At 64.9% G+C, this 21,413-nt stretch carries 21 protein-coding genes; 13 read left to right on the forward strand and 8 right to left on the reverse strand.

Going from position 1 to position 21,413, the window contains the following annotated elements:
• Window positions 1–171: 171 nt before the first annotated feature.
• A complete protein-coding gene (gene mutL, locus EN862_RS20290; protein ID WP_127867688.1) occupies window positions 172–2,046 on the reverse strand; it encodes a DNA mismatch repair endonuclease MutL in 1,875 nt (624 codons plus the stop codon).
• A 45-nt stretch (window positions 2,047–2,091) separates the two neighbouring features.
• Window positions 2,092–2,994, reverse strand: coding sequence for a LysR substrate-binding domain-containing protein (locus EN862_RS20295; protein WP_127867689.1), 903 nt, complete (start codon window positions 2,992–2,994; stop codon window positions 2,092–2,094).
• Between the two features lie 90 nt (window positions 2,995–3,084).
• Here EN862_RS20295 and EN862_RS20300 point away from each other — a divergent pair, with 90 nt between their 5' ends.
• The 4 genes from EN862_RS20300 (at window position 3,085) to EN862_RS20315 (ending at window position 7,510) form a co-directional block, all read left to right on the forward strand.
• Window positions 3,085–4,635 (forward strand): trimethylamine methyltransferase family protein, encoded by a 1,551-nt coding sequence (locus EN862_RS20300; RefSeq protein WP_127867690.1) that lies wholly within the window; start codon window positions 3,085–3,087, stop codon window positions 4,633–4,635.
• A 61-nt stretch (window positions 4,636–4,696) separates the two neighbouring features.
• A complete protein-coding gene (locus EN862_RS20305) occupies window positions 4,697–6,346 on the forward strand; it encodes an ABC transporter substrate-binding protein (RefSeq protein WP_127867691.1) in 1,650 nt (549 codons plus the stop codon).
• 92 nt (window positions 6,347–6,438) lie between these two features.
• Window positions 6,439–6,912, forward strand: coding sequence for a DUF3828 domain-containing protein (locus EN862_RS20310; RefSeq protein WP_127867692.1), 474 nt, complete (start codon window positions 6,439–6,441; stop codon window positions 6,910–6,912).
• Between the two features lie 4 nt (window positions 6,913–6,916).
• On the forward strand, window positions 6,917–7,510 hold the full coding sequence (locus EN862_RS20315) for a hypothetical protein (protein ID WP_127867693.1): 594 nt from the start codon (window positions 6,917–6,919) through the stop codon (window positions 7,508–7,510).
• Between the two features lie 11 nt (window positions 7,511–7,521).
• On the opposite strand, the gene queF is transcribed toward EN862_RS20315, so the two are convergent.
• The gene (queF, locus tag EN862_RS20320) at window positions 7,522–7,983 is read right to left on the reverse strand and encodes a preQ(1) synthase (protein WP_127867694.1); all 462 of its coding nucleotides are present in this window, start codon (window positions 7,981–7,983) and stop codon (window positions 7,522–7,524) included.
• Window positions 7,984–8,121: 138 nt separating this feature from the next.
• Here queF and EN862_RS20325 point away from each other — a divergent pair, with 138 nt between their 5' ends.
• From EN862_RS20325 to EN862_RS20360, 8 genes are all read left to right on the forward strand, one after another.
• Window positions 8,122–10,167: an NADH:flavin oxidoreductase gene (locus EN862_RS20325; RefSeq protein WP_127867695.1), complete on the forward strand. Its 2,046-nt coding sequence runs from the start codon at window positions 8,122–8,124 to the stop codon at window positions 10,165–10,167.
• A 197-nt stretch (window positions 10,168–10,364) separates the two neighbouring features.
• Entirely contained in the window at window positions 10,365–11,138 is a 774-nt protein-coding gene (locus tag EN862_RS20330) for a glucose 1-dehydrogenase (protein WP_127867696.1), read from the forward strand.
• 100 nt (window positions 11,139–11,238) lie between these two features.
• Window positions 11,239–12,561 carry a histidinol dehydrogenase gene (gene hisD, locus EN862_RS20335; protein ID WP_127867697.1) on the forward strand — a complete coding sequence of 441 codons (1,323 nt, stop codon included), beginning with the start codon at window positions 11,239–11,241 and terminating at the stop codon, window positions 12,559–12,561.
• Window positions 12,562–12,573: 12 nt separating this feature from the next.
• Window positions 12,574–13,596, forward strand: a complete 1,023-nt coding sequence (locus EN862_RS20340; RefSeq protein ID WP_127867698.1) for an alcohol dehydrogenase catalytic domain-containing protein — start codon at window positions 12,574–12,576, stop codon at window positions 13,594–13,596.
• 32 nt (window positions 13,597–13,628) lie between these two features.
• Window positions 13,629–14,360, forward strand: coding sequence for a histidine utilization repressor (hutC, locus tag EN862_RS20345; protein ID WP_127867699.1), 732 nt, complete (start codon window positions 13,629–13,631; stop codon window positions 14,358–14,360).
• 271 nt (window positions 14,361–14,631) lie between these two features.
• Window positions 14,632–15,636, forward strand: coding sequence for an ABC transporter substrate-binding protein (locus tag EN862_RS20350; RefSeq protein WP_189401248.1), 1,005 nt, complete (start codon window positions 14,632–14,634; stop codon window positions 15,634–15,636).
• 92 nt (window positions 15,637–15,728) lie between these two features.
• Window positions 15,729–16,520 (forward strand): ABC transporter permease, encoded by a 792-nt coding sequence (locus EN862_RS20355; protein ID WP_189401365.1) that lies wholly within the window; start codon window positions 15,729–15,731, stop codon window positions 16,518–16,520.
• A gap of 13 nt (window positions 16,521–16,533) precedes the next feature.
• Complete coding sequence (locus EN862_RS20360) at window positions 16,534–17,316, forward strand: ABC transporter ATP-binding protein (RefSeq protein ID WP_127867701.1); 783 nt, start codon at window positions 16,534–16,536, stop codon at window positions 17,314–17,316.
• A 118-nt stretch (window positions 17,317–17,434) separates the two neighbouring features.
• Here the strand turns inward: EN862_RS20360 and EN862_RS20365 are convergent, their stop codons facing one another.
• Complete coding sequence (locus EN862_RS20365) at window positions 17,435–17,842, reverse strand: hypothetical protein (RefSeq protein ID WP_127867702.1); 408 nt, start codon at window positions 17,840–17,842, stop codon at window positions 17,435–17,437.
• Between the two features lie 142 nt (window positions 17,843–17,984).
• On the opposite strand from EN862_RS20365, the gene EN862_RS20370 reads away from it, so the two are divergent.
• Window positions 17,985–18,422: a MarR family winged helix-turn-helix transcriptional regulator gene (locus EN862_RS20370; RefSeq protein WP_127867703.1), complete on the forward strand. Its 438-nt coding sequence runs from the start codon at window positions 17,985–17,987 to the stop codon at window positions 18,420–18,422.
• Here EN862_RS20370 and EN862_RS36915 read toward each other — a convergent pair.
• From EN862_RS36915 to EN862_RS20380, 4 genes are read right to left on the reverse strand one after another with little or no spacing between them, the layout of a single operon-like run.
• Entirely contained in the window at window positions 18,413–18,637 is a 225-nt protein-coding gene (locus EN862_RS36915; protein ID WP_245519653.1) for a hypothetical protein, read from the reverse strand. The genes EN862_RS20370 and EN862_RS36915 overlap by 10 nt on opposite strands.
• The gene (locus EN862_RS36920; RefSeq protein WP_245519654.1) at window positions 18,589–18,984 is read right to left on the reverse strand and encodes a hypothetical protein; all 396 of its coding nucleotides are present in this window, start codon (window positions 18,982–18,984) and stop codon (window positions 18,589–18,591) included. Before EN862_RS36920 ends, EN862_RS36915 begins: the two co-directional genes overlap by 49 nt.
• Window positions 18,909–19,277 carry a polysaccharide deacetylase family protein gene (locus tag EN862_RS37545; RefSeq protein WP_348632080.1) on the reverse strand — a complete coding sequence of 123 codons (369 nt, stop codon included), beginning with the start codon at window positions 19,275–19,277 and terminating at the stop codon, window positions 18,909–18,911. Before EN862_RS37545 ends, EN862_RS36920 begins: the two co-directional genes overlap by 76 nt.
• Complete coding sequence (locus EN862_RS20380) at window positions 19,214–21,283, reverse strand: EAL domain-containing protein (RefSeq protein ID WP_127867704.1); 2,070 nt, start codon at window positions 21,281–21,283, stop codon at window positions 19,214–19,216. Before EN862_RS20380 ends, EN862_RS37545 begins: the two co-directional genes overlap by 64 nt.
• Window positions 21,284–21,413: the final 130 nt, after the last annotated feature.

The raw sequence follows: 21,413 nt of genomic DNA on the forward strand, positions 1-21,413 counted from the left end.
AAGAAAAGAGCCGCTTCGAGCGGCTCTTTTCTTGCCCCCTCATCCGGCCGCTTCGCGGCCACCTTCTCCCCATGGGGAGAAGAGATTGGCGCCGGCGCCGACAATCTCCTCTCCCCACCGGGGAGAGGTCAGCCGAGCGAAGCGGAGGCTGGGTGAGGGGCCGTGGCGCACTCACCGCCGCCCGAACAGCCTTTCGATATCGGCAAGCTTGAGCTCGATATAGGTCGGCCTACCATGGTTGCAGGTGCCGGATCCTGGCGTCGCCTCCATCTGGCGCAGCAGCGCGTTCATCTCCTCGGCCTTGAGCAGCCGCCCCGAGCGGACGGAACCGTGGCAGGCCATGGTGGCGGCGATCTTGTCGAGCCGCTCTTTGAGCGTCTCGACCGTGTCGTTGTCGGCGATCTCGTCGGCGAGGTCGCGCACCAATTGCTGCACATTGGTTTCGCCGAGCATCGACGGCGTCTCGCGCACCGCCACCGCGCCGGGGCCGAACCGCTCCAGGCCGAGGCCGAATTTGGCGAGCGTGTCGGAATGCATCGCCAGCCGCTCGGCGTCTTCCTCCGGCAGGTCGACGATCTCGGGCAGCAGAAGCATCTGCGAGGGCACCGCGCGCGAATGCAGCGCGTTCTTCAACGCCTCATAGACCAGTCGCTCATGCGCGGCATGCTGGTCGACGATGACGAGTGAATCCCGGGTCTGAGCGACGATATAGTTCTCATGCACCTGCGCGCGCGCCGCGCCCAGCACCATGCCGAGCAGCGCCTCGGCCGGCTCGGCCGCGCCGGCACGGGTATCGGCGCTGGCGACCGGTCCGGTGTCGAAAGCCGCTTGCTCGCTTTCCGCAAAGCCGTTCGCTCGCGGCCTTGCTGCGCCGTAACCCATGTCGAGCGGTCGCTGCGCCGAGCGCAACGGGTCGAAGCCGCTGGAGCCGGAAGCGTGATAGGCGGCCTCGTAGCTGCGATGGCCGTTGGTCGGGCCGGGATGCGAATAAGGCGCCACGCCCGGCCGGAACGCCGCCATCATGCCGGCGGCGCCCGTGGTCGCCGCGCGGATGCCGGCGCCGGCCAGCGCTTCGCGGATGGCGCCGACGATCAGCCCGCGCACCAGGCCCGGATCGCGGAAGCGCACATCGGCCTTGGCCGGATGCACGTTGACGTCGACCGTCGAGGGATCGAGCGACAGGAAGAGCACGGTGACGGCATGGCGGTCGCGCGGCAGCACGTCGGCGAAGGCGCCGCGGATCGCGCCGGCGATCAGCTTGTCGCGCACCGGCCGTCCGTTGACATAGGCATATTGCTGCAGCGCGTTGGCGCGGGTGTAGGACGGGATCGAGACGTGGCCTGCCAGATGCACGCCGTCGCGCACAGCATCGATGGCAATGGCGTTGTCGGGGAAATCCTTGCCCATCACTTGCGCGACGCGGGCTAGCCGACCTTCCGGTGTGTCGTCCGTCGCCGGCAGTTCCAAGGTCGAGCGGTCGGCGCCGGCCAGCGTGAAGCGCACGGCCGGGAAGGCGATGGCGATGCGCTTGACCACGTCGCTGGTGGCCGAGCTCTCGGCGCGTTCGCCTTTCATGAATTTCAGCCTGGCCGGCGTGGCGAAGAAAAGGTCGCGCACCTCGACGGTGGTGCCGCGATTGGCTGCCGCCGGCTTCACCGGCGAGACGCGCCCGCCGTCGATGACAATCTCGGCCGCGCTGTCGCCGCTTGCCGTGCGCGAGCGGATCGACAGCCGCGCGACGGATCCGATCGAGGGCAGCGCCTCGCCGCGGAAGCCCAGCGAGCGGATGTCATGGATGTCGTCGGAAAGCTTCGAAGTGCAATGCCGTGCAACCGCCAGCGCCAGTTCCCGCTCGGGGATACCCGAGCCGTCATCGGTGACGCGGATGAGGTTCAGCCCGCCGCCGGCGGTGACGATTTCGACGCGTGACGCGCCGGCATCGAGCGCATTCTCGACCAGCTCCTTCACCACGCTCGCCGGACGCTCAATGACCTCGCCGGCGGCGATCTGGTTGATCATCGTTTCGGAAAGCTGGCGGATAGGCATCCGGCGATTATAGGCGGATTCGAACGGCGTGGGGGAGGGGCAAGTTCAAGCCTGCGCCACAAGCCAGTCCCTGACTTTGCGTGCGTTGTCGCTGAGATCGCGGTTCTTCGGCCAGATGACGTGGAAGCCGATGCCGGTCCGCATCACATGATCGGTCACCGGCACCAGAAGCCCTGACGCGACGAGACGCCCGACCAGATGCCGCCAGCCGAGCGAGATGCCTTGCCCCTCCATCACCGCCTGGATCACCAGCGCATAATCGTTGATGCGCAAGCCGCGTTCGGCATTGCGCAGGCTGGTTCCGGCGGACGCGAACCATTCGTCCCAGGTCGGGGCCTCGCGATAGGGTTCTTCCAGATGGATCAGCCGGTGCGTGGCCAGTTCCTCGACCGTCTTCGGCTTGCCGAATCTGGCGAGATAGCTGGGGCCGGCGACCGGAAAGATCTCTTCGTCGGACAGCGACAGCGAGTGATAGTCCGGCCAATCGCGCGGCACGCCGCCGCGCACGCCCAGCGGAATCCCCTCGGCGATGATGTCGAGGTCGCGGTCGGCGGTCTGGATGCGCAGATCGACGCCCGGCAGTTCGTCGCGGAACTGCTGCAGGCGTGGCATCATCCAGAACGAGCCGAAGGCGGTCGAGGCGGCCAAGGTCACATGCCCGCCGGTCGCCTGCAAGCGAAGGTCTTCCGCCGATTTGCGGATATGCGACAGGCCCAGCGACACGTCGGCATGGAAACGCTCGCCCGCCTCCGTCAAAACCACCTGGCGGTGGCGCCGCTGGAAGAGCTTGGCGCCGAGTTGTTCCTCCAGTCCGCGCACCGCATAGGAGACGGCCGCCTGCGTCATGCCGAGCTCCCGTCCGGCCGCGGTGAAGCTCGACAGCCGGCCCGCGGCTTCGAAGACGATCAGGCTGCCGGCCGAGGGCAGGAGGTGGCGCAGGCTTCGCATAAGGTGAGCTTATACAAGAGATCAGGATTTTCCAGCATCACATCCATATTTCGTCTCGCTAACTTGGTCGGGCGGGAAGAAGGAGATCCCATGAACGCACCGGCCGCTGAATTGACCGAACAGACCCACCGCCGCGGCGGCGGCCGCCTTGGCCGCAAGGCGCTCAGAAGCGCGCCGATAGCGTCCTTCCCGACCCTTGTGCGCAAGATCCCCGCCTACGAGATCGTGCCGGAAGAGGCGGTGGAATTGATCCATGAGGAATCGCTGAAGATCCTCGAGGAGGTGGGGTGCGAATTCCGCGACGACGGGGCGATCGAGCTCTGGAAGGCTGCCGGCGCCGATGTCAGGCAAACGCGCGTGCGCATCGACCGCGCGCTCTTGATGGAACTGGTCTCGAAGGTTCCGGCGGAGTTCACGCTGCATGCACGCAACCCAGAGCGCACCGTGCGCGTCGGCGGCAAGAACTCGATCTTCGTGCCGATGTATGGCGCGCCCTATGTCCGCGACCTCGACAACAAGCGCCGCTACGGCACGCTCGCCGACCTCAACAATTTCCACAAGATGGCCTATATGGCGCCGGCGCTGCATTCCTCGAGCTCGGTCATCTGCGAGCCGATGGAGATCCCGGTGCCGAAGCGGCATCTGCACATCATCCACTCGGCGCTGAAGCACTCCGACAAGCCGTTCATGGGCATCGTGACGTCCAAGGAGCGGGCCGAGGACACGATGGCGATGGCTGGCATCGTCTTCGGCGAGGAATTCGTGCGCGACAATCCTGTGCTGGTGGCGATCACCAACTGCAATTCGCCGCTGGTATGGGACACCACCATGATCGACGCCATGCGCGTCTATGCCAGCCACAACCAGCCGCTGATCCTTGCGCCTTTCGCGCTGTGCGGCGCCTCGACCTCGGCCTCGGCCGTCGGCGCGGTGGCGCAGGTCAACGCCGAGGCGCTTGCGGGCGTGGCTTTGACCCAGCTCATCCGGCCCGGCTCGCCGCAGCTCTACGGCCAGTTCATGGTGACCGTCGACATGAAGACCGGCGCGCCGATGGGCGGCACGCCGGAGGCAGCCCAGATGATGTATCTGATGGGCGCGCTGGCCAGGAAATACAAGCTGCCCTGGCGCACCTCCGGCTTCCATGTCGGCTCGAAGCTCAACGATGCCCAGGCCGGCTACGAGGCGAACATGCTGATGCATGCCGCGATCCTGTCCGGCGCCAACTACATCTGGCATTCGGCTGGCTGGCTGGAGGCGGGGCTGACCTGCGGCTACTCGAAATTCGCCACCGACTGCGAGCAGCTCATTGGCTGGTACAAATATGCCGGCGGCGTGTCCTTCGACGATTTCAAGGACGCGATGGCGGCGATCCGCGAGGTCGGCCCGCAAGGGCATTTCCTCGGCACGCAGCACACGCTCGAGCATTTCGAGAGCGCCTTCTTCATGCCCAACATCATGGACTTCAATTCCTTCGAGCAATGGAGCGCCGAAGGCGCGAAGGACCACGACACGCGCGGCCGCGAAAAGGCGCGCGCCATGCTGGCCGACTACCAGGAGCCGAGGCTCGACGAGGGCATTGCCGAGGGTCTCGCGGATTTGATCGCGCGGCGTGAGGAAAAGCTGCCCGACAGCGTTAGTTGATAGACACGGCGTTAGTTGAACCAAAAACGGGCGAAGACCCGATAAGAATGGGAGAACGACAATGACACTTTTCAGAAGCAATGGTGACCGGGTCCCGGCCGCGATCGAAGCGATGGCCGAAGAGGCGCGCGCGGGCCGTGTCGACCGGCGCGAATTCCTGGCGCTGGCAAGCGCCTTCGGCGCATCGACGGCTTTCGCCTATGGCATGCTTGGCCTGGCCGTGCCGACCAAGGCGCTGGCCGACGAGCCGAAGAAGGGCGGCACGCTGCATGTCGCCATGTCGGTCAAGGCGCAGAAGGATCCGCGCACTTATGACTGGACGGAGATGGCGAACGTCACCCGCTGCTGGCTGGAGCCCCTGGTGCGCTACACGCACCAGTTCACCTTCGAGCCGGTCCTGCTTGAAAGCTGGGACGTCAATGACGATGCCACCGAATACACGCTGCATCTGCGCAAGGGCGTGACCTGGAACAATGGCGATGCCTTCAACGCCGACGACGTGGTCGCCAATCTGAACCGCTGGTGCGAGAAGGGGGCTTCCGGCAACTCCATGGCCGCCCGCGTCGGCGCGCTGATCGACGCCAAGACCGGCAAGGCGAAGGATGGCGCGATCACCAAGGTCGACGATCACACGGTCAAGCTGAAGCTCAACGAAGCCGATATCGCCATCATACCGGGCCTCACCGACTATCCGGCGCTGGTCGTGCATCGCGACTTCGACAAGGACGGCGCCGATCCGATCAAGAAGCCGATCGGCACCGGAGCCTTCGAGCTGGTCTCCTACGATGTCGGCCAGAAAGCGGTCGTCAAGCGCCGCGAGAACGGCAAGTGGTGGGGCGGCGAGGCGCCGCTCGACGGCGTCGAGTTCATCGACTACGGCACCGACTTCAACGCCACGCTGAACGCCTTCGATTCCGGCGAGGTCGACCTCGATTTCGAAACGCCGGCCGACTACATCGACCCGCTGGACAAGATGGGCCTGGTTAAGTCGGAGGTCGCGACCGCGACCACGCTGGTTGCCCGCACCAACGTCACCCACAAGCCCTATGACGACAAGCGGGTGCGCAACGCGCTGCAGATGGCGGTCGACAACAACCAGGTCATGCAGCTCGGCTACAATGGGCGCGGCACGGTCGGTGAGAACCATCACGTCGCCCCGATCCATCCCGAATACTACCCGCTGCCGAAGAAGGAACGCGATGCCGCCGGCGCCAAGAAGCTGATGGCGGAAGCCGGCCAGGCCGACTTCGAGCACGAGCTGATCACGGTCGAGGACGAGTGGCAGAAGAACACCGGCGATGCCATCGCCGGACAGCTGCGCGATGCCGGCATCAAGGTGAAGCGCACCGTGCTGCCCGGCTCGACCTTCTGGAACGACTGGACGAAATATCCGTATTCGATGACCATCTGGTACATGCGCCCGCTGGGCGTCCAGGTGCTGGCGCTGGGCTACCGCTCGGGCGAAGCCTGGAACGAGACGGCCTTTTCCAACCCGGCCTTCGACGCCAAGCTCAAGGACGCGCTGTCGCAGATCGACGTCGCCAAGCGCAAGGAGGTGATGAAGGACGTCGAGCAAATCCTGCAGGACTCCGGCGTCATCATCCAGCCTTTCTGGCAGAAGCTCTACTGCCATATGAACAAGAAGGTGAAGAACTATTCGATGCACCAGACCTATGAAATGGACTTCCAGAACGTCTGGCTGGATGCCTGAGCGCGCCTGGCCTTCATGAGCCGCAAAAAAGGCGATATGCAGGATGCGTGGTGGCAAGCGTGCCGCCACGCACCGAACCCCGGAGATCCTGCATGAAGCCGATAGTGCTTGCCGCTGTCTTCTCGATTGCCTTGCCCGGCGCCGTGCTTGCCGGGCCGGCCTCCAACGCCGTGAAGTTCTTCTATGTGCCTTCGGTGAAGTTCGAGGGAGACGCCAAATACCGCGACCGTTTCACCGAGCCGGTCACCAAGCTGTTCGAAGCCAACGACAAGGCACAAAAGGAGAAGCCCGACGAGGTGTCCTGCCTCGACTTCGATCCCGGCCTCGACGCGCAGGATTTCGATCAGAAGACTCTGTCGAAGACGCTGAAGCTTACCGAGACCGTCAACGGCGATACCGCCGAGGTGACGGCAAACTTCAATCTTTTCCCGGAAGGCGATGACTCCAAACGCGAAATGGTGTGGTCGCTGAAGAAAATGGACGGCAAGTGGAAGATCGCCGACATCAGCTCCAAGACCAGCAACTGGACGCTCAGCGCGCTGGAATGCGGCGCCTCGACGGAGTGATGCCGTGCTTCGCCGTCTTGTCCTCGCGCTGTCGAGCTTGTCGATGCTGGCCGCGGAGCTGAACGGCGGCGCCTCTGCGCAGGGGCTCTTCGGCGCGCCGCCGCCGAAAGCATCATCGGGCGACAAGTCGCCGCCTGCGGTCGAAACCTCGCCGCCTGCGGCCACGGCCCCGGAAAGCAAGCCGGCCGAACCGGCACCTGCCGCGCCCGTCCTGCCCGGATCGCCGACCGCGGTGGTGAAGCCCTTCTACGAGCATCTCGGGCTGGAGCTCGATCCGTCCCAGCGCAAGAACTTCACCGATCCGGCGAAAACCGTGCTCGACAAGAGCGATGCGCTGCGCGCCTCAGGGCAGGGCGAGTGCTTGGATCCCAACATGGCGCTCGACAATGCCGACTACGACAAGCTGGCGATAGACCGGAGTCTGCGCACCATCGAGGCCGTCAATGGCGACGAGGCCAAGGTGGTCGTCGCTTTCGTCGTCGAAGGCCACCAGCACCGGCTGGAATGGAAGCTGAAGAAGGTCGGCGGCGCCTGGAAAGTGTCGGATCTCCTGTCGGTGACCGGCGAATGGGCGCTGAGCCAATATCAGTGCGAGTGATGTCGATCAGCTCAGCCGCGACCGCGATAGGGCGCAACGCCCGTGTCGGGCAGCCACACGTCCTTGGGTGGCGCGCCGGTCTGCCAGAAGACGTCGATCGGGATGCCGCCGCGCGGGAACCAGTAGCCGCCGACGCGCAGCCAGAGCGGCCTCGTGGCCTCGACGATGCGGCGGCCAATCATCACGGTGCATTCCTCATGGAAGGCGCCGTGGTTGCGGAACGAGGTCATGAACAGCTTCAGCGACTTCGATTCCACCAGCGTCTGGTCGGGCGCGTAGTCGATGACGATGTGGGCGAAGTCGGGCTGGCCGGTGACCGGGCAGAGCGAGGTGAATTCGGGGCAGGTGAAGCGCACGATCGCCGGCGGTCCGTCGCCGCGCTGGAACGGCACGGTCTCCAGGACCGCCTGTTCGGGGCTCTGTGGCGTCTCGACGTGCTTGCCGAGCTGGGTGAGGTTCTTGGCGTCGGTCATCAATGGCTCCTTACCGCCGGTCCGAACCACAGTTCGAAGGTAGCGGGCGTAAACGAAGAACGAAGAAGGCACCGCAATTCTTTCGAGCGCGGCACATTTGGCGCGCTCATTAGCACAATTTGAAACGGCAGGAAGACGATGACCAGTAGCGACCCGCTTCTCCAACCTTACCAGCTCAAGCACCTGACGCTGAAGAACCGGGTGATGTCGACTAGCCATGAGCCGGCCTATTCCGAGGACGGCATGCCGAAGGAACGCTACCGGCTCTACCATGCCGAGAAGGCCAAGGGCGGCATGGCGCTGACGATGACGGCGGGCTCGGCGATCGTCTCGCGCGACAGTCCGGCAGCCTTCGGCAACCTGCATGTCTATGACGACGGGATCGTGCCGTGGCTGGCCGAACTGGCGGATGCCTGCCACGAGCACGACTGCAAGGTGATGATCCAGATCACCCATCTCGGCCGCCGCACCGGCTGGAACAAGGCCGACTGGCTGCCGGTGCTGTCGGCCTCGCCGATGCGCGAGCCGGCGCACCGCGCTTTCCCCAAGACCATCGAGGAGTGGGATATCGAGCGCATCGTCGCCGACTACGCTTCGGCCGCGCAGCGCTGCCAGGCGGCCGGCCTCGACGGCATCGAGTTCGAATCCTACGGCCATCTGATGGACGGCTTCTGGTCGCCTTTGACCAATCATCGCGACGACGAGTTCGGTGGCTCGCTCGACAATCGCCTGCGTTTCACCGACATGGTGCTCGACGCGGTTCGCGCCGCCGTCGGCGAGAAATTCGTCGTCGGCATCCGCATGGTCGCTGACGAGGATTTCGAAAACGGCATCTCGAAGGAGGTCGGCATCGAGATCGCCAGGCGTTTGGCCAACTCCGGCAAGGTCGATTTTCTCAACATCATCCGCGGCACGATCGAAACCGATGCGTCGCTGACCAAGGTCATCCCGGTCACCGGCATGCGCTCATCCCCGCATCTCGAGTTCGCCGGCGAGGTGAGGGCGGCGACGAAGTTCCCGACCTTCCATGCCGCGCGCATCTCCGATGTCGCCACGGCGCGCCACGCCATCGCCACCGGGAAGCTCGACATGGTCGGCATGACGCGCGCCCACATCGCCGATCCGCACATCATTCGCAAGGTGATGGAAGGCCGCGAGCACGAGATCCGCCCATGCGTCGGCGCCACCTATTGCCTCGACCGCATCTATGAGGGCGGCGAGGCGCTTTGCGTCCACAACGCCGCGACCGGTCGCGAGGCGACCATTCCGCACATCATCGCCAAGAGCGAAGGACCGAAGAAGAAAGTCGTGGTGGTTGGGGCGGGCGCCGGTGGCCTGGAAGCCGCGCGCGTCGCGGCCGAACGCGGCCACCAGGTGACGGTGCTCGAAGCCGCCAGCCAGGCAGGCGGCCAGGTAAGGCTCGCCACCCAGAACCCGCGCCGCAAGGAGCTGATCGGCATCATCGACTGGCGGCTTGCCGAGCTCGATCGCCTCGGCGTCGAGATCCGCTACGACACCTGGGCCGAGAAGGACGATGTGCTGGCGCTGGCGCCGGACGTGGTGATCGTGGCGACGGGCGGCATGCCGCAGAACCCGCCGCTGACGGCCGGCGACAATCTTGTGACCTCGAGCTGGGACATCATGGCCGGCAGCGTCAAGCCGGCCGAGAACGTGCTGCTCTATGACGACAATGGCGGCCATCAGGGCATGGGCGCTGCCGAACTCATCGCCAACGGCGGCTCGAAGCTGGAACTGGTTTCGCCGGAGCGGTTCTTCGCGCCGGAAATGGGTGGCATGAACCACGTGCCCTATATGCGCGCCTTCCACGAAAAGGGCGTCACCGTGACCATCAACACGAGGCTGCGCTCGGTGCGGCGCGAGGGCAACCAGCTCGTCGCCGAGCTCGCTTCGGATTTTGCCGACGGCTGGCGCGGCGAAAGACGTGTCGACCAGGTGGTGGTCGAGCATGGCACGGCACCCCTCGACGACCTTTATCTGTCGCTGAAGCCTTTGTCGAAGAATGCCGGCGCGGTCGACTACGAGCGTCTGGTGAATGGCGGCGACATTTTCCCCGCGCGCAATGCCGAAGGCGGCTTCGTGCTGTTCCGCATCGGCGACGCGGTCGCTTCGCGCAACATCCACGCCGCCATTTATGACGGCATCCGGTTCGGCATCAGGATCTGACTGACAGGCCGCAACGCGAAATCGCGGCGGCAGGAAAAGCGCCGGACAGGGCCGCGGTATCGGTTGCGGGGCAGCGCGCTTCCCGCGGTCGGTTTCGCTACGGGCTCCCAAAATCATTTGTATATGCTTGTATGTATAACCAATGATCGGCTAGTCTCGCGAGCGAGGGCGGGCCGGCAGGCCAAGGAGGATCGACAATGCGCAATGCTTCCCTCTTCGACCTGTCGGGCAGGAAGGCGCTCGTCACCGGCGCCAGCCGCGGCATCGGGCGCGGCATCGCCGAGGCGCTGAGCGCGGCCGGCGCCGCTGTCGCCGTCACGGCGCGCAGCCTTGCTTCGCTGGAGGAGACGACGGCGGCGATCCGGGCCGCCGGCGGGCTTGCGCATGCCATTGCCCTGGACGTCACTGACGTCGCCCGCTGCCGCGCCGCGATCGACGAGGCCGCCAACCTGCTTGGCGGTCTCGATATCCTGGTCAACAATGCCGGCATGGAAGAGGTCAGGCCTTCGCTCGATGTCGATGAAGCGCTCTGGGACCGGATCGTCGACACCAATCTCAAGGGCGCCTTCTTCTGCGCCCAGGCCGCCGCCCGCCACATGCGCGATGCCGGGCGCCCCGGCGCCATCATCAATTTGTGCTCGCTGACCTCCGAGGTCGGCATTCCCACGGCCGTGCCCTACGGCTCGTCGAAGTCGGGCCTGCTCGGCATGACGCGGGCGCTGGCGGCGGAATGGGCGGGTCTCGGGATCAGGGTGAACGCCATTGCGCCCGGCTATTTCAGGACGGCGATGACGGAAGTGTTCTACGCCGACGAGGCGTGGCAGCAGTCGATGCTCGCCAAGATACCGCAGCATCGTTTCGGCGATCTTTCGGATCTGCACGGCATCGCGGTGTTCCTGGCCTCGGACGCCTCGGCCTACATCACCGGTCAGTCCTTTCCGGTGGATGGGGGCTTCCTTGCCTCGATCTGAGGCGCCGTGCGGTGGCCAGCCTGGCGGCGGAGCAAAGAAAAACGCTGGCGGGCATTATACATACATGTATATACTTTTCCCGCGTTTCTGAGGAGCAGCCATGTCCGACATCAGCTTCCACGACCTCTCATCCGCCAGCGCCGGACAGCGGGCGAGCCTGCTGAAGCGCGCCGAAGCCGACCTCTCGGTCTTCGTCGAGAAGGTCCGCCCGATCCTCGAGGCGGTCAGGACGGAAGGCGACGCGGCCCTGCTCCGCTTCGTCAGGGACCTGGACAAGGCCGATGTGGCCGCGGGCGATCTGAAGGTTTCGGAAGCGGAGTTCGACGCTGCCTTCGGCAAGGTCGACAAGGATGTCATCGACAGCATCCGCTTCGGCATCGCAAACATCAGGCATTTCCATGAGGAGCAGCGCCCGGAGACGATGTGGCTCAAGGAGGTCCGCCCGGGCGCCTATGCCGGCGACCGTTACACGCCGATCGCCTCCGTCGCGCTCTACGTTCCGCGCGGCAAGGGCGCCTTTCCGTCGGTCACCATGATGACCTCGGTTCCGGCCGTCATCGCCGGCGTGCCGCAGATCGCTATCGTGACGCCGCCGACCGCGGACGGCTCCGTCGATGCCGCGACCCTGGTCGCCGCCCGACTGGCCGGGGTCGAGACCGTTTACAAATGCGGCGGCGCGCATGCGGTTGCAGCCGTTGCCTACGGCACCGAGACGGTGAAGCCCGCGCTCAAGATCGTCGGCCCGGGCAGCCCCTGGGTGGTGGCGGCCAAGAGCCTGCTTTCCTCGATCATCGACACCGGCCTTCCGGCTGGTCCGTCGGAAGCGATCATCTTCGCCGACGACAGCGTCGACGGCGGCCTCGCCGCGCTCGACCTTCTGATCGAGGCGGAGCACGGACCGGATTCCTCCGCCTATCTCGTGACGCACAGCCGCAAGGTAGCCGACGCCGCCCTGGCAGCGCTGCCCGAGCACTGGTCCCGTATGAGCGAGCAGCGCGTCGAGTTTTCGCGCGCGGTGCTGACCGGCAAGCGCGGCGGCATCGTGCTGACCGCATCGCTGGAGGACAGCTATCGCTTCATCAACGACTATGCGCCCGAACACCTCGAGGTCCTGTCCAGGGAGCCGTTCGCGCATCTCGGCCACATCACCGAGGCGGCCGAGATCCTCATGGGTCCGCATACGCCGGTGACGCTCGCCAATTTCGTCCTCGGGCCCAACGCGGTGCTGCCGACCAGCCGCTGGGCACGCACTTACGGGCCGCTTTCGGTGACGGATTTCCTCAAGCGCTCGTCGGTCGGTTATGTGACCTCGGCTGCCTATCCCGAGCTTGCCGGCCATGCCCGCAGGCTCGCCCGCTATGAGGGCTTCAGCTCGCATGAGAACGCGGTCTCGGAAATCCGCGACCGCTATCTCGGCGCCTGACGGGCCGGCGCGATGAAGGCCGCCAAGCTCCATGGACCCGGCGACCTGCGCGTCGAGGATATCGCCGCGCCAGGTACTCCCGAGGCGGGCTGGGTGAAGCTCAATGTCGACGCCGCCGGCATCTGCGGTTCCGACCTCCACAATTTCCGCACTGGACAATGGATAAGCCGCGTGCCGTCGACAGCCGGCCACGAACTGACCGGCACGGTGGTGGCGGTCGGCGAGGGCGTCGACACCGTCGCCGTGGGCGACCGGGTGGTCGCCGATTCCCGTTTCTGGTGCGGAGAATGCGCGCAATGCCGCGCCGGCAGGCGGCATCTGTGCGCCTCGCTGGGCTTCGTCGGCGAAGTATGCGACGGCGGCTTTGCCGAGGAGACGGTGCTGCCGGCGCGCCTGCTGCATGTCATCGACGCCGCGCTCGACGACAGGGTGGCGGCGATGGCCGAGCCGCTCGCCGTCGCGCTGCATGCCGTGCGGCGCCTGCCGAAGACCGCGGGTTCGGTGCTTGTCGTCGGCTGCGGCACCATCGGCGGCCTGGCGGCGCTGCTCCTGTCGCGGACGTTCTCGGGCAGGGTGCTGATCGCCGACCGCAACAAGGCGCGCTGCGAGCGCGTCGCCCGGGTGACCGGCGCCACCATCGTCGACCTCGACCGCGACGCCATTGCCACGGCGACCGCCGATGCGCCTCTGCTTGCGGCCGTCGAGGCCACCGGCAGCATCGCCGCGCTCAACCAGTTGCTGGGTGTTCTGGGCTCCGGCGCCACCGTCGCGCTTGTCGGCATTTTCCACGGCCGCCTCGACATCGACCCCAACATGCTGGTCGAACGCGAGATCGCGTTGCTCGGATGCCACGCCTTTGCCGATGAGCTGCCCGACGCCATCGGGATGCTGGCGGAGCTGTCCGGACCGCTGATCAGTCTGCTCGATCGCGAGATCGGCCTGGACGATGTTCCCGCCGCCTATGAGCGTCTTTTGGCGGGGCAGGGCGACGGCTTGAAAACCATTATCCGGCTGCGGCAGCCTGCCGGCACCTGATTTCCGATGTTTGCCGGAAAGGACTTTTGAAAATGAGTGCTTTGCCCGATACGGCCAGCCCCCTCTACGAGAAGGTCAAGGACTATATCCTGACCAACATCGGAACCGGCAAATGGAGCAAGGACCGCAAGCTGCCGTCCGAGAATGAATTCGTGGCCGCGCTCGGCGTGTCGCGCATGACCGTCCACCGCGCCTTGCGGGAATTGACCTCGGCCGGCTTCCTGATCCGGCTGCAGGGCGTGGGGACATTCATCGCGCCGCCCAAGCCACAATCGACGCTGATCGAGATCAACAATATCGCGGCCGAGATCGTCGCGCGCGGCAACAGGCATCGCTCGGAGGTTCTCGTCCTCGAAAGGATCACGCCGACCAAGGAGCTCTCGCTGTCCTTCGAATTCGCCAGGCGCGCGGCGCTTTATCATTCGGTGGTCGTCAACTTCGAGAACGACCTGCCCGTGCAACTGGAAGAGCGCTTCGTCAATCCGAGCCTGATCCCGGACTATGACAAGCAGGATTTCTCGAAGACGGCGACTTACGACTACCTGATGCAGAAGACGCCGGTGACCGAGGTCGAACATATCATTTCCGCTGTCCCAGCCGATGCCGAGACGGCGCGGCACCTCGCCATCGACATCGGCAGTTGCTGCCTTCTGCTGCATCGCCGGACATGGACCGGCGCGGTCGTCGCCACCGTCAGCAGGCTGACCTATGTCGGCAGCCGCTACTCGCTCGGCAGCCGCTATTCTCCGTCGCGCAAGACCTGAGGCGGCCGGGACTATTCCCCTTGGCGCCAGTTAATGAGTGGAGCCCACCCAAATGCCGCCAAGAGCGCGGAAATCAGCCTCTCCAACTTGTATATGCATGTATGTATTTTAGCCTTGACATCCATCGCCGCGGACGTTGAATATCGTTTCACTTCCGTCGACGTGGCAGGTAAGACGCCGAGGCACAGTGCCGCAAGAAGCAGAAGCCGCATTCTCACCAGACAGGAAGTTTGGTTCAAAAAAGCGCTCTGAATCATCAAGGGGAACAAGGATGATGCGTAACCTCACAGCACAATTCCGTGCGCTCGTGGTGGCGGCCACCGTCGGCTTCGCCCCGCCGGCCCACGCCTCCGATACGGCCATTCCCGCGACGCCTGAAGCTGGATCGTTCAAGATCGGCATCGAGCCATGGCTGGGCTACGGCCAGTGGCATGTCGCCGAAGCCAAGGGCCTGTTCAAGGCGAGCGGTCTGTCGGACGTCCAGATCGTTAACTTCACCGAGGACAAGGACATCAACGCCGCCCTGGCGAGCGGCCAGCTCGACGCGGCGAACATCGCCACCCACACCGCCATGGGCATGGTTGCGGCCGGCCTGCCGGTCAAGATCGTGCTGCTGCTCGACGTCTCGATGACGGCCGACGCCATGATCGCCGGCAAGGATGTCAACTCCGTCGCCGATCTCAAGGGCAAGCAGGTCGCATTCGAGGAAGGCACGACCAGCGACATCCTGCTGAAATACGCGCTCGCCAAGAACGGCATGTCGATCGCCGACGTCCAGCCGGTGCCCATGCCGGCGGCGGATGCCGGCAGCGCGCTGATTGCCGGCCGCGTCCCGGTCGCGGTCACCTATGAGCCTTATCTCACCACGGCCAGGGCGCAGAACAAGGACGTCAAGCTTCTCTTCACCGCCGGCGAGGATCCCGGCCTGATCAGCGACGTGCTGGTGGTGCGCGACGAGGTCATCAAGTCGCGGCCCGGCCAGGTGCTTGCCATGATCAAGGCCTGGGATGCCGCGCTCGCGGACTACAAAGCCGACACGCCCGGCGGCCGCGCCATCATCTCCAAGGCGGTCGGTTCGAGCGTCGAGGACCTCAACACCGCCTTCGACGGCGTGCGTTACTATTCGCTGGCCGAGAACAAGGGCGCGCTGACGGGCGATTTTTCCACCAAGACATTCGCCGACGTCGAGGCCGCTGCCAAGAATGCCGGGCTGCTCCAGGCCGACGTGACGCCGGAGCAGATGATCGATCCAGCCTTCGTCAAGGCCGCGCAGTAGGCCGGGTCGTGGCGGCCGCCGAAATGTCCGACGAGCCTGCCGGCAAAGCGAACCCGCCTGGCCCGGCGACGGGACCCGCCGCCAGGCAGGCGATGCGCCGCCGCTCCTCCGGGATCGGCGCTCCCATCGCGCGCTCCCGTTTCCTGATCATCGCCGTGGCCGTCTTCGCCGGTCTCGGCCTCGCCTGGTGGGCGGCAACGGGGCTCGACCTGGTCAAGCCGATCTTCCTGCCGTCCCCCGCCAGCGTGGCGACGCAACTCGCCAAGCTCTGGGCCGACGGCACGCTGCTCACCGATCTCGAGGCCTCGATCTACCGTATTTCGGTCGGCTTTCTCATCGCCTCGGTGCTCGCCATTCCGATCGGCGTGCTGATCGGCAGCTTCCGGACCTGGGAAGCGGCCATCGAGCCGCTGGTCGATTTCATCCGCTACATGCCGGTGGTCGCCTTCGTGCCGCTCTCCATCCTTTGGGCGGGGACGAGCGATGTCCAGAAATTCCTGATCATCTTCATCGGCACCTTCTTCCAGCAGGTGCTGATGATCATGGACAACGTCAAACGCGTGCCGGCCGACTTCGTCGGTCTCGGCCGGACGCTCGGCCTTCCGGATCGCAAGATCCTGACACGCATCGTGGTGCCCAGCGCCTTGCCGGGCATCTGGGATACGCTGCGCATCAGCCTGGGCTGGGCCTGGACCTGGCTCGTGCTGGCCGAACTGGTCGCCGCGACGTCCGGCTTGGGCTATCGCATCACCGTCTCGCAGCGCTATTTCCAGACCAACACCATCATCGGCTACATCCTTCTGCTCGGCATTCTTGGCCTGATCACCGATCAGGTCATGAAGGCGCTGGGCAAGGTGCTGTTCCGCCAGGACAGCCGTTCATGACGAGGTCCGGCCGATGAATTCCCCAAAACTGCGGATCAAGAGCCTCCACAAGAGTTTCGGCGCCGGAGCGCGGCGCACCGAAGTGCTGCGCGACATCAACCTCGACCTCGCCGACAACGAATTCGTGTCGCTGGTCGGCACGTCGGGCTGCGGCAAGAGCACGCTGCTGTCGATCGTCGCCGGACTGCAGGATTTCGACTCGGGCGAACTCGACATCGACGGATCGCCGATCCTGAAGCCGGGTCTCGATCGCGGCGTCGTCTTCCAGTCCTATACGCTGCTGCCCTGGCTGACGGCGCAGCAGAACATCGAGTTCGCTCTCAAGGCCGCCGGCCACGACCGCGCCACCTGCCGCAGGATCGCGCTCGAGCATCTCGACCTGGTCAAGCTGCCGCACTCGGCCAATCTCTATCCATCCGAACTTTCGGGCGGCATGAAGCAGCGCGTCGCCATTGCGCGCGCGCTTTCCTACCGCCCCAAGATGCTCTTGATGGATGAGCCCTTCGGTGCGCTCGATGCTCTGACCAGGCATCAGATGCAGGAACTGCTCACCCAGATCTGGGAGGAGCACAGGCTCACCGTGCTCTTCGTCACCCACGACGTCGAAGAGGCTGTCTATCTGTCGGACCGCATTGTCGTGATGGGTATCGGCCCGGGGCGCATCATGCGGACTTTTGACGTCGACATCGAGCGCCCGCGCCGCGAGGAGGTCATGGAGAGCGCCGCTTTCATGGAGCTGCAGCGCAACGTCCACAAGGCCATTCGCGAGGCCTCCAAGCGCCCCGAAATGGCTTAAAGCGGTTTCAGCGTTCGATGGAACGTTGTGACGCGCAACGGGCCTTTGCAAGGAGAGCCACCTGCCGCTCTGGTCCGTTGCGCGCCGCGCCCGGTCGGGTTTCGCCGGCCGTGCGATTTCAAAAAAGCTTGGCGGTCGCCATGCAAAACACGGTGATGACCAGCAGCCCGCCGGCGATGCGTTCGCCTCTGGTCATTTTCGCCCGCAGTTGGGTCTGGGTCGCTTGATCGGCGCCAGCCAGTTGCCGGCTGGCGGAGGCGACAAGCGCGCCCTGCACGCCGGCGGCGATCAGCGCGGTCAAGATGCCGAGCGCCAGCGCCTTCTCCATTGGGCCGAACGCGCCCTCATGGAAGAAATACCAGAGCAGTATGCCGGTCAGGAAAACCAGACCGGAGGCGCCGAGCTGGGGCCGGATGAAGCGCTCCGCCTTGATCTCCGGATCGCGGGCGACCGCAATGGTCGTGCCGGCCCAGAACACGCCGGCCATGACGTGCAGGCCGATGACGACGATATAGACATATTGCATGACCGCATTCCTCTCTGCCGCCCGCCATGCGTCGCTGCCCTGTCACGACGCCATCAATAAGACAAAGTTAGATATCTAACGATTAGATGTCAACTCATGAAGCCGAGTTTCACGTTCCCATTGCTTGCTCTACTGTCACGTCATGACACCGTTTGACCGCCCGCCTGTCGGCATGAATCTCGCCCGCACCTCGAAAGTGGTGGCGCAGGCCTTCGATGCCGCGCTGGTCGAGGCCGGCGGCACGCTGCCCGTCTGGCTGACCTTGCTGTCGGTCAAGTCGAAGGAACTTGCCAACCAGCGCGAGCTTGCCGGCATGATCGGCATCCAGGGAGCGACGCTGACGCATCACCTCAATGCCATGGAGGTGCAAGGGTTGCTGACGCGCCGCCGCGATCCGGAAAACCGCAGGGTCCACCAGGTGGCGCTGACCGAAGCGGGCGAAGCGCTGTTCGAAAAGTTGCGCCTCGCGGCGGTCGCCTTCGACAGGCGGCTGCGGGCCGGTATTCCCGATGACAGGCTGGCCGAATTCGCCGAGGTGCTGGCGATGCTCAGGCGGAACGCCGAAGCGTCTCAGTCGTAACCCGCAATCGCGCCGAAGGCGTAATGGCGCAGCCTGAGCGCCGCGATCAAAGCGGTTAGATTCGCCTTGCCGTCGAAGACGTCCTGGAACATCTCGTCATGCATGAGCAGGATCAGCTTGTTCGGCCTGGCGAAATGGCCGTAGCCGAACAGATGGTCGATCTCGCTCACCAGATGGTCGACGCTCTGCACCGGCTTGCCGTTGTCCTCATGCACCCATTCGTGGTCCCAGCCAGCCAGAAGCCCGACGCCGCGACGAATTCGTAATCCGGATCCTCGCGTCCGGCCTCGGCCAGTCCGAGTGAATTGTCGTCTTTGGAGTAGTTTGGCAGCCGGAACACATCGCGTCCGGGCAGGCGTGCGTGCACGACCGGCGTCAGCCCGAGCACGACATTGGCCCGCAGCATGTCGGCGACCACGCCCTCCGTGTCGCCGTAGAAATGCCGGTAGTGACTATAGGCATGGCTGTAGCTGTGGTTGCCGATCGTCACCAGCGGCATCGATTTCGCCCGCTGCAGCTGCGCCCGGCTGGTGGCGTTGGCCTCGGCATGCATGCCGACCATGAACAAGTCGCCGGCACCTGCTGGGCCTGCAGCACGTCGAGGATGTTGCTGGTGCCGTTCAGCGGGCCGTCGTCGAACGTCAGATAAATGGTCCGATCGGCGGCCAAGGCGGGCGATGCGACAAGCAGCAGGAATGGCAGGATATAACGAAACGGCATTCGCAAAACCCATTTGCGATGCCGATAGGCCGCCATGACGCACGGTTCTGTCAAGCTTGTCGGCGAAAGCGTTAGCCCAAACTGCCCTGCAGCACCTTCAGCTTCGTCTTCTTCGGGCTGCGCGCCGCCAGCCATTCGCGCGCCTTGTCCTGCGGCATCGGGAACGCGATCGAATAGCCCTGCACCTGGTCGCAGCCGATCGCCATCAGCGAGTCGAGTTCGGCCTCGGTCTCGGCGCCCTCCGCGACGATCGAGATGCCCAGCCCCCTGGCAAGCTCGGTGATGGCGCGCACGATCTTGGTGTTGTCGCCGTTCTCGTTGATGTTCTGGACGAAGCGGCGGTCGATCTTCAGCCGGTCGATCTCGTTGGGGTTGACGTGGCTCAGTGAAGCGTAGCCGGTGCCGAAATCGTCCAACTCCAGATGCACGCCGGCAGCGCGGATGTGGCGGAGCTTCGAGGCGATCCCGGTCTTCTCGTCGTCGAGGATGACGGATTCGACGATCTCCAGCGAAAGCTTCTGCGGCGCCAGCCCGGCGCGCTCCAGCGTGCCGAACAGGAACGTGTCGAAATCGGGCTCGCGAAGCTCGGTGCCGGAGACATTGACGGCGATGCGCCCGAAATCAATCCCGGCGCGGTCCCATTCGGCGGCCTCGTTGATCGCCTTGCTGATGACTATCCGGCCGATATCCGGCATGAAGCCGCATTTCTCGGCGACGGGAATGAACTCGCCGGGCGAGATCATGCCGCGCGTGGCGTGCTTCCAGCGCACCAGCGCCTCGATGCCGCTGATCTTGCCGCTGGTCAGAGACACCTGCGGCTGGAAGTAGACCTCGAAGCTCTTGTCGGCGATCGCCGTGCGGATGTCCTGTTCGAGCTGCTTGCGGTAGTCGAGCTCGCGCCGCAGCTCCTCCGAGAAGAAGGAGAAATTGCCACCGCCGAGCTTCTTGGCGGAATAGAGAGCGAGGTCGGCATGGACGAGCAGGTCCTGCGCATTGTCGGCGTCGATTGGATAGACCGCGATGCCGGCGCTGGCGCCAGGCATGATGGTCGTGCCCTGGAACGTGATCGGCTCGTTGATTTCGCCAAGGATGCGCTTGGCCAGCGCATGGATGTCCTCGGTGGTGCCGGCCCCGTTGAGGATCATGACGAATTCGTCGCCGCCGAGCCGCGCGCAGAGGTCCGACGCGCGGCAGGAATCGCGCATGCGCTGCGCCGTCACCACCAGCACATAGTCGCCGGCGGCGTGTCCGAGCGTATCGTTGATCTGCTTGAAGCGGTCGAGATCGAACTGGACCACCGCCAGGCGCTCGCGGCGCCGGTGCGCCCCCTTGATCAGGGTGTCGAAATGGTCCGTCAGGAAGGTGCGGTTATGCAGGCCGGTCAAGCCGTCATGCACGGCGATAAAGGCCATGGAGTTGCGCGCATCGACCAGCTCGCGCGTCTTGCGCAGGATAGCGTTGGACATCGGCCGGAAGATGAACAGCGCCACCAGCACTATGACGCCGAGGGTAGCGAAGAACAGCGTGCGGTGCAGGTCGAGGATGCTGCTGGATTTTTCGTCGGCGAAGGCGCTGATGCGCTGGGCGAGCGCGGCATAGCCGGACATCGTCGCATTGGCGACGGAAGCGTCGAGCCCGGCGCGTTCACCGCCGGCCTTGTAGCCGTCGCTCTGCATGCCGAGCTGCGACGCGAGGGACGAGATAAGTCTGTCGCCATTGGCGACGAGGCCGACCGAGAAATAATCGAGGTGGAACGGCTTGTTGAACAGCACATACTCGATCGACTTCGGATCGTTGCGTGCCGGCGACAGCGGATCGGCGCCGGTCTCCTTGAGCAGCCGGTCGTAATTGGTCTCGAACTCGCCCGTCGCCTGCTTGAGCGCGGTGACCAGCGCCGGCTGCTTGTCGCGCGAGGCAGCACCCGTGGCGCTTGCCAGGAAGACGATGCGCTGCGACAGCGCCTTCTGCGTCGAGACGATATCGAGCAGCGCGTCATTATGCTGCTGCTGCGCCATCAGCTGCTGCAGAAGAATGAAGGAGGCCACCACCATGGCGGCAATGATCGTGAGCGCCAGCCAGTAGCCGGTCTTGATGAGCAGGATCAGCTTGCGTGAAACGCTATGCACTGGCTGCTGCGACATAACTTGAGTGACCCCTTCGGTCGACGGATTCCTGCCTTGGAACTCGTGGCGGGAAGACGTTTGCCTTGAAAGGGTTAACAGCTCGGCAAGTGTGGCCAGTCGCGATCGCGGCGGCGCGACAAAGCTCGCA

It is taken from the genome of Mesorhizobium sp. M2E.F.Ca.ET.219.01.1.1 (assembly GCF_004016445.2).
Taxonomy (GTDB): domain Bacteria; phylum Pseudomonadota; class Alphaproteobacteria; order Rhizobiales; family Rhizobiaceae; genus Mesorhizobium.

Excerpts from the sequence above, each read along its gene's own strand:
- mutL (WP_127867688.1), bottom strand. The coding sequence starts at position 2,046 with ATGCCTATCCGCCAGCTTTCCGAAACGATGATCAACCAGATCGCCGCC.
- EN862_RS20295 (WP_127867689.1), bottom strand. The coding sequence starts at position 2,994 with ATGCGAAGCCTGCGCCACCTCCTGCCCTCGGCCGGCAGCCTGATCGTC.
- EN862_RS20300 (WP_127867690.1), top strand. The coding sequence starts at position 3,085 with ATGAACGCACCGGCCGCTGAATTGACCGAACAGACCCACCGCCGCGGC.
- EN862_RS20305 (WP_127867691.1), top strand. The coding sequence starts at position 4,697 with ATGACACTTTTCAGAAGCAATGGTGACCGGGTCCCGGCCGCGATCGAA.
- EN862_RS20310 (WP_127867692.1), top strand. The coding sequence starts at position 6,439 with ATGAAGCCGATAGTGCTTGCCGCTGTCTTCTCGATTGCCTTGCCCGGC.
- queF (WP_127867694.1), bottom strand. The coding sequence starts at position 7,983 with ATGACCGACGCCAAGAACCTCACCCAGCTCGGCAAGCACGTCGAGACG.
- EN862_RS20325 (WP_127867695.1), top strand. The coding sequence starts at position 8,122 with ATGACCAGTAGCGACCCGCTTCTCCAACCTTACCAGCTCAAGCACCTG.
- EN862_RS20330 (WP_127867696.1), top strand. The coding sequence starts at position 10,365 with ATGCGCAATGCTTCCCTCTTCGACCTGTCGGGCAGGAAGGCGCTCGTC.
- hisD (WP_127867697.1), top strand. The coding sequence starts at position 11,239 with ATGTCCGACATCAGCTTCCACGACCTCTCATCCGCCAGCGCCGGACAG.
- EN862_RS20340 (WP_127867698.1), top strand. The coding sequence starts at position 12,574 with ATGAAGGCCGCCAAGCTCCATGGACCCGGCGACCTGCGCGTCGAGGAT.
- hutC (WP_127867699.1), top strand. The coding sequence starts at position 13,629 with ATGAGTGCTTTGCCCGATACGGCCAGCCCCCTCTACGAGAAGGTCAAG.
- EN862_RS20350 (WP_189401248.1), top strand. The coding sequence starts at position 14,632 with ATGATGCGTAACCTCACAGCACAATTCCGTGCGCTCGTGGTGGCGGCC.
- EN862_RS20355 (WP_189401365.1), top strand. The coding sequence starts at position 15,729 with ATGCGCCGCCGCTCCTCCGGGATCGGCGCTCCCATCGCGCGCTCCCGT.
- EN862_RS20360 (WP_127867701.1), top strand. The coding sequence starts at position 16,534 with ATGAATTCCCCAAAACTGCGGATCAAGAGCCTCCACAAGAGTTTCGGC.
- EN862_RS20365 (WP_127867702.1), bottom strand. The coding sequence starts at position 17,842 with ATGCAATATGTCTATATCGTCGTCATCGGCCTGCACGTCATGGCCGGC.
- EN862_RS20370 (WP_127867703.1), top strand. The coding sequence starts at position 17,985 with ATGACACCGTTTGACCGCCCGCCTGTCGGCATGAATCTCGCCCGCACC.
- EN862_RS36920 (WP_245519654.1), bottom strand. The coding sequence starts at position 18,984 with ATGGTCGGCATGCATGCCGAGGCCAACGCCACCAGCCGGGCGCAGCTG.
- EN862_RS37545 (WP_348632080.1), bottom strand. The coding sequence starts at position 19,277 with ATGGCTGGCGGCGCGCAGCCCGAAGAAGACGAAGCTGAAGGTGCTGCA.
- EN862_RS20380 (WP_127867704.1), bottom strand. The coding sequence starts at position 21,283 with ATGTCGCAGCAGCCAGTGCATAGCGTTTCACGCAAGCTGATCCTGCTC.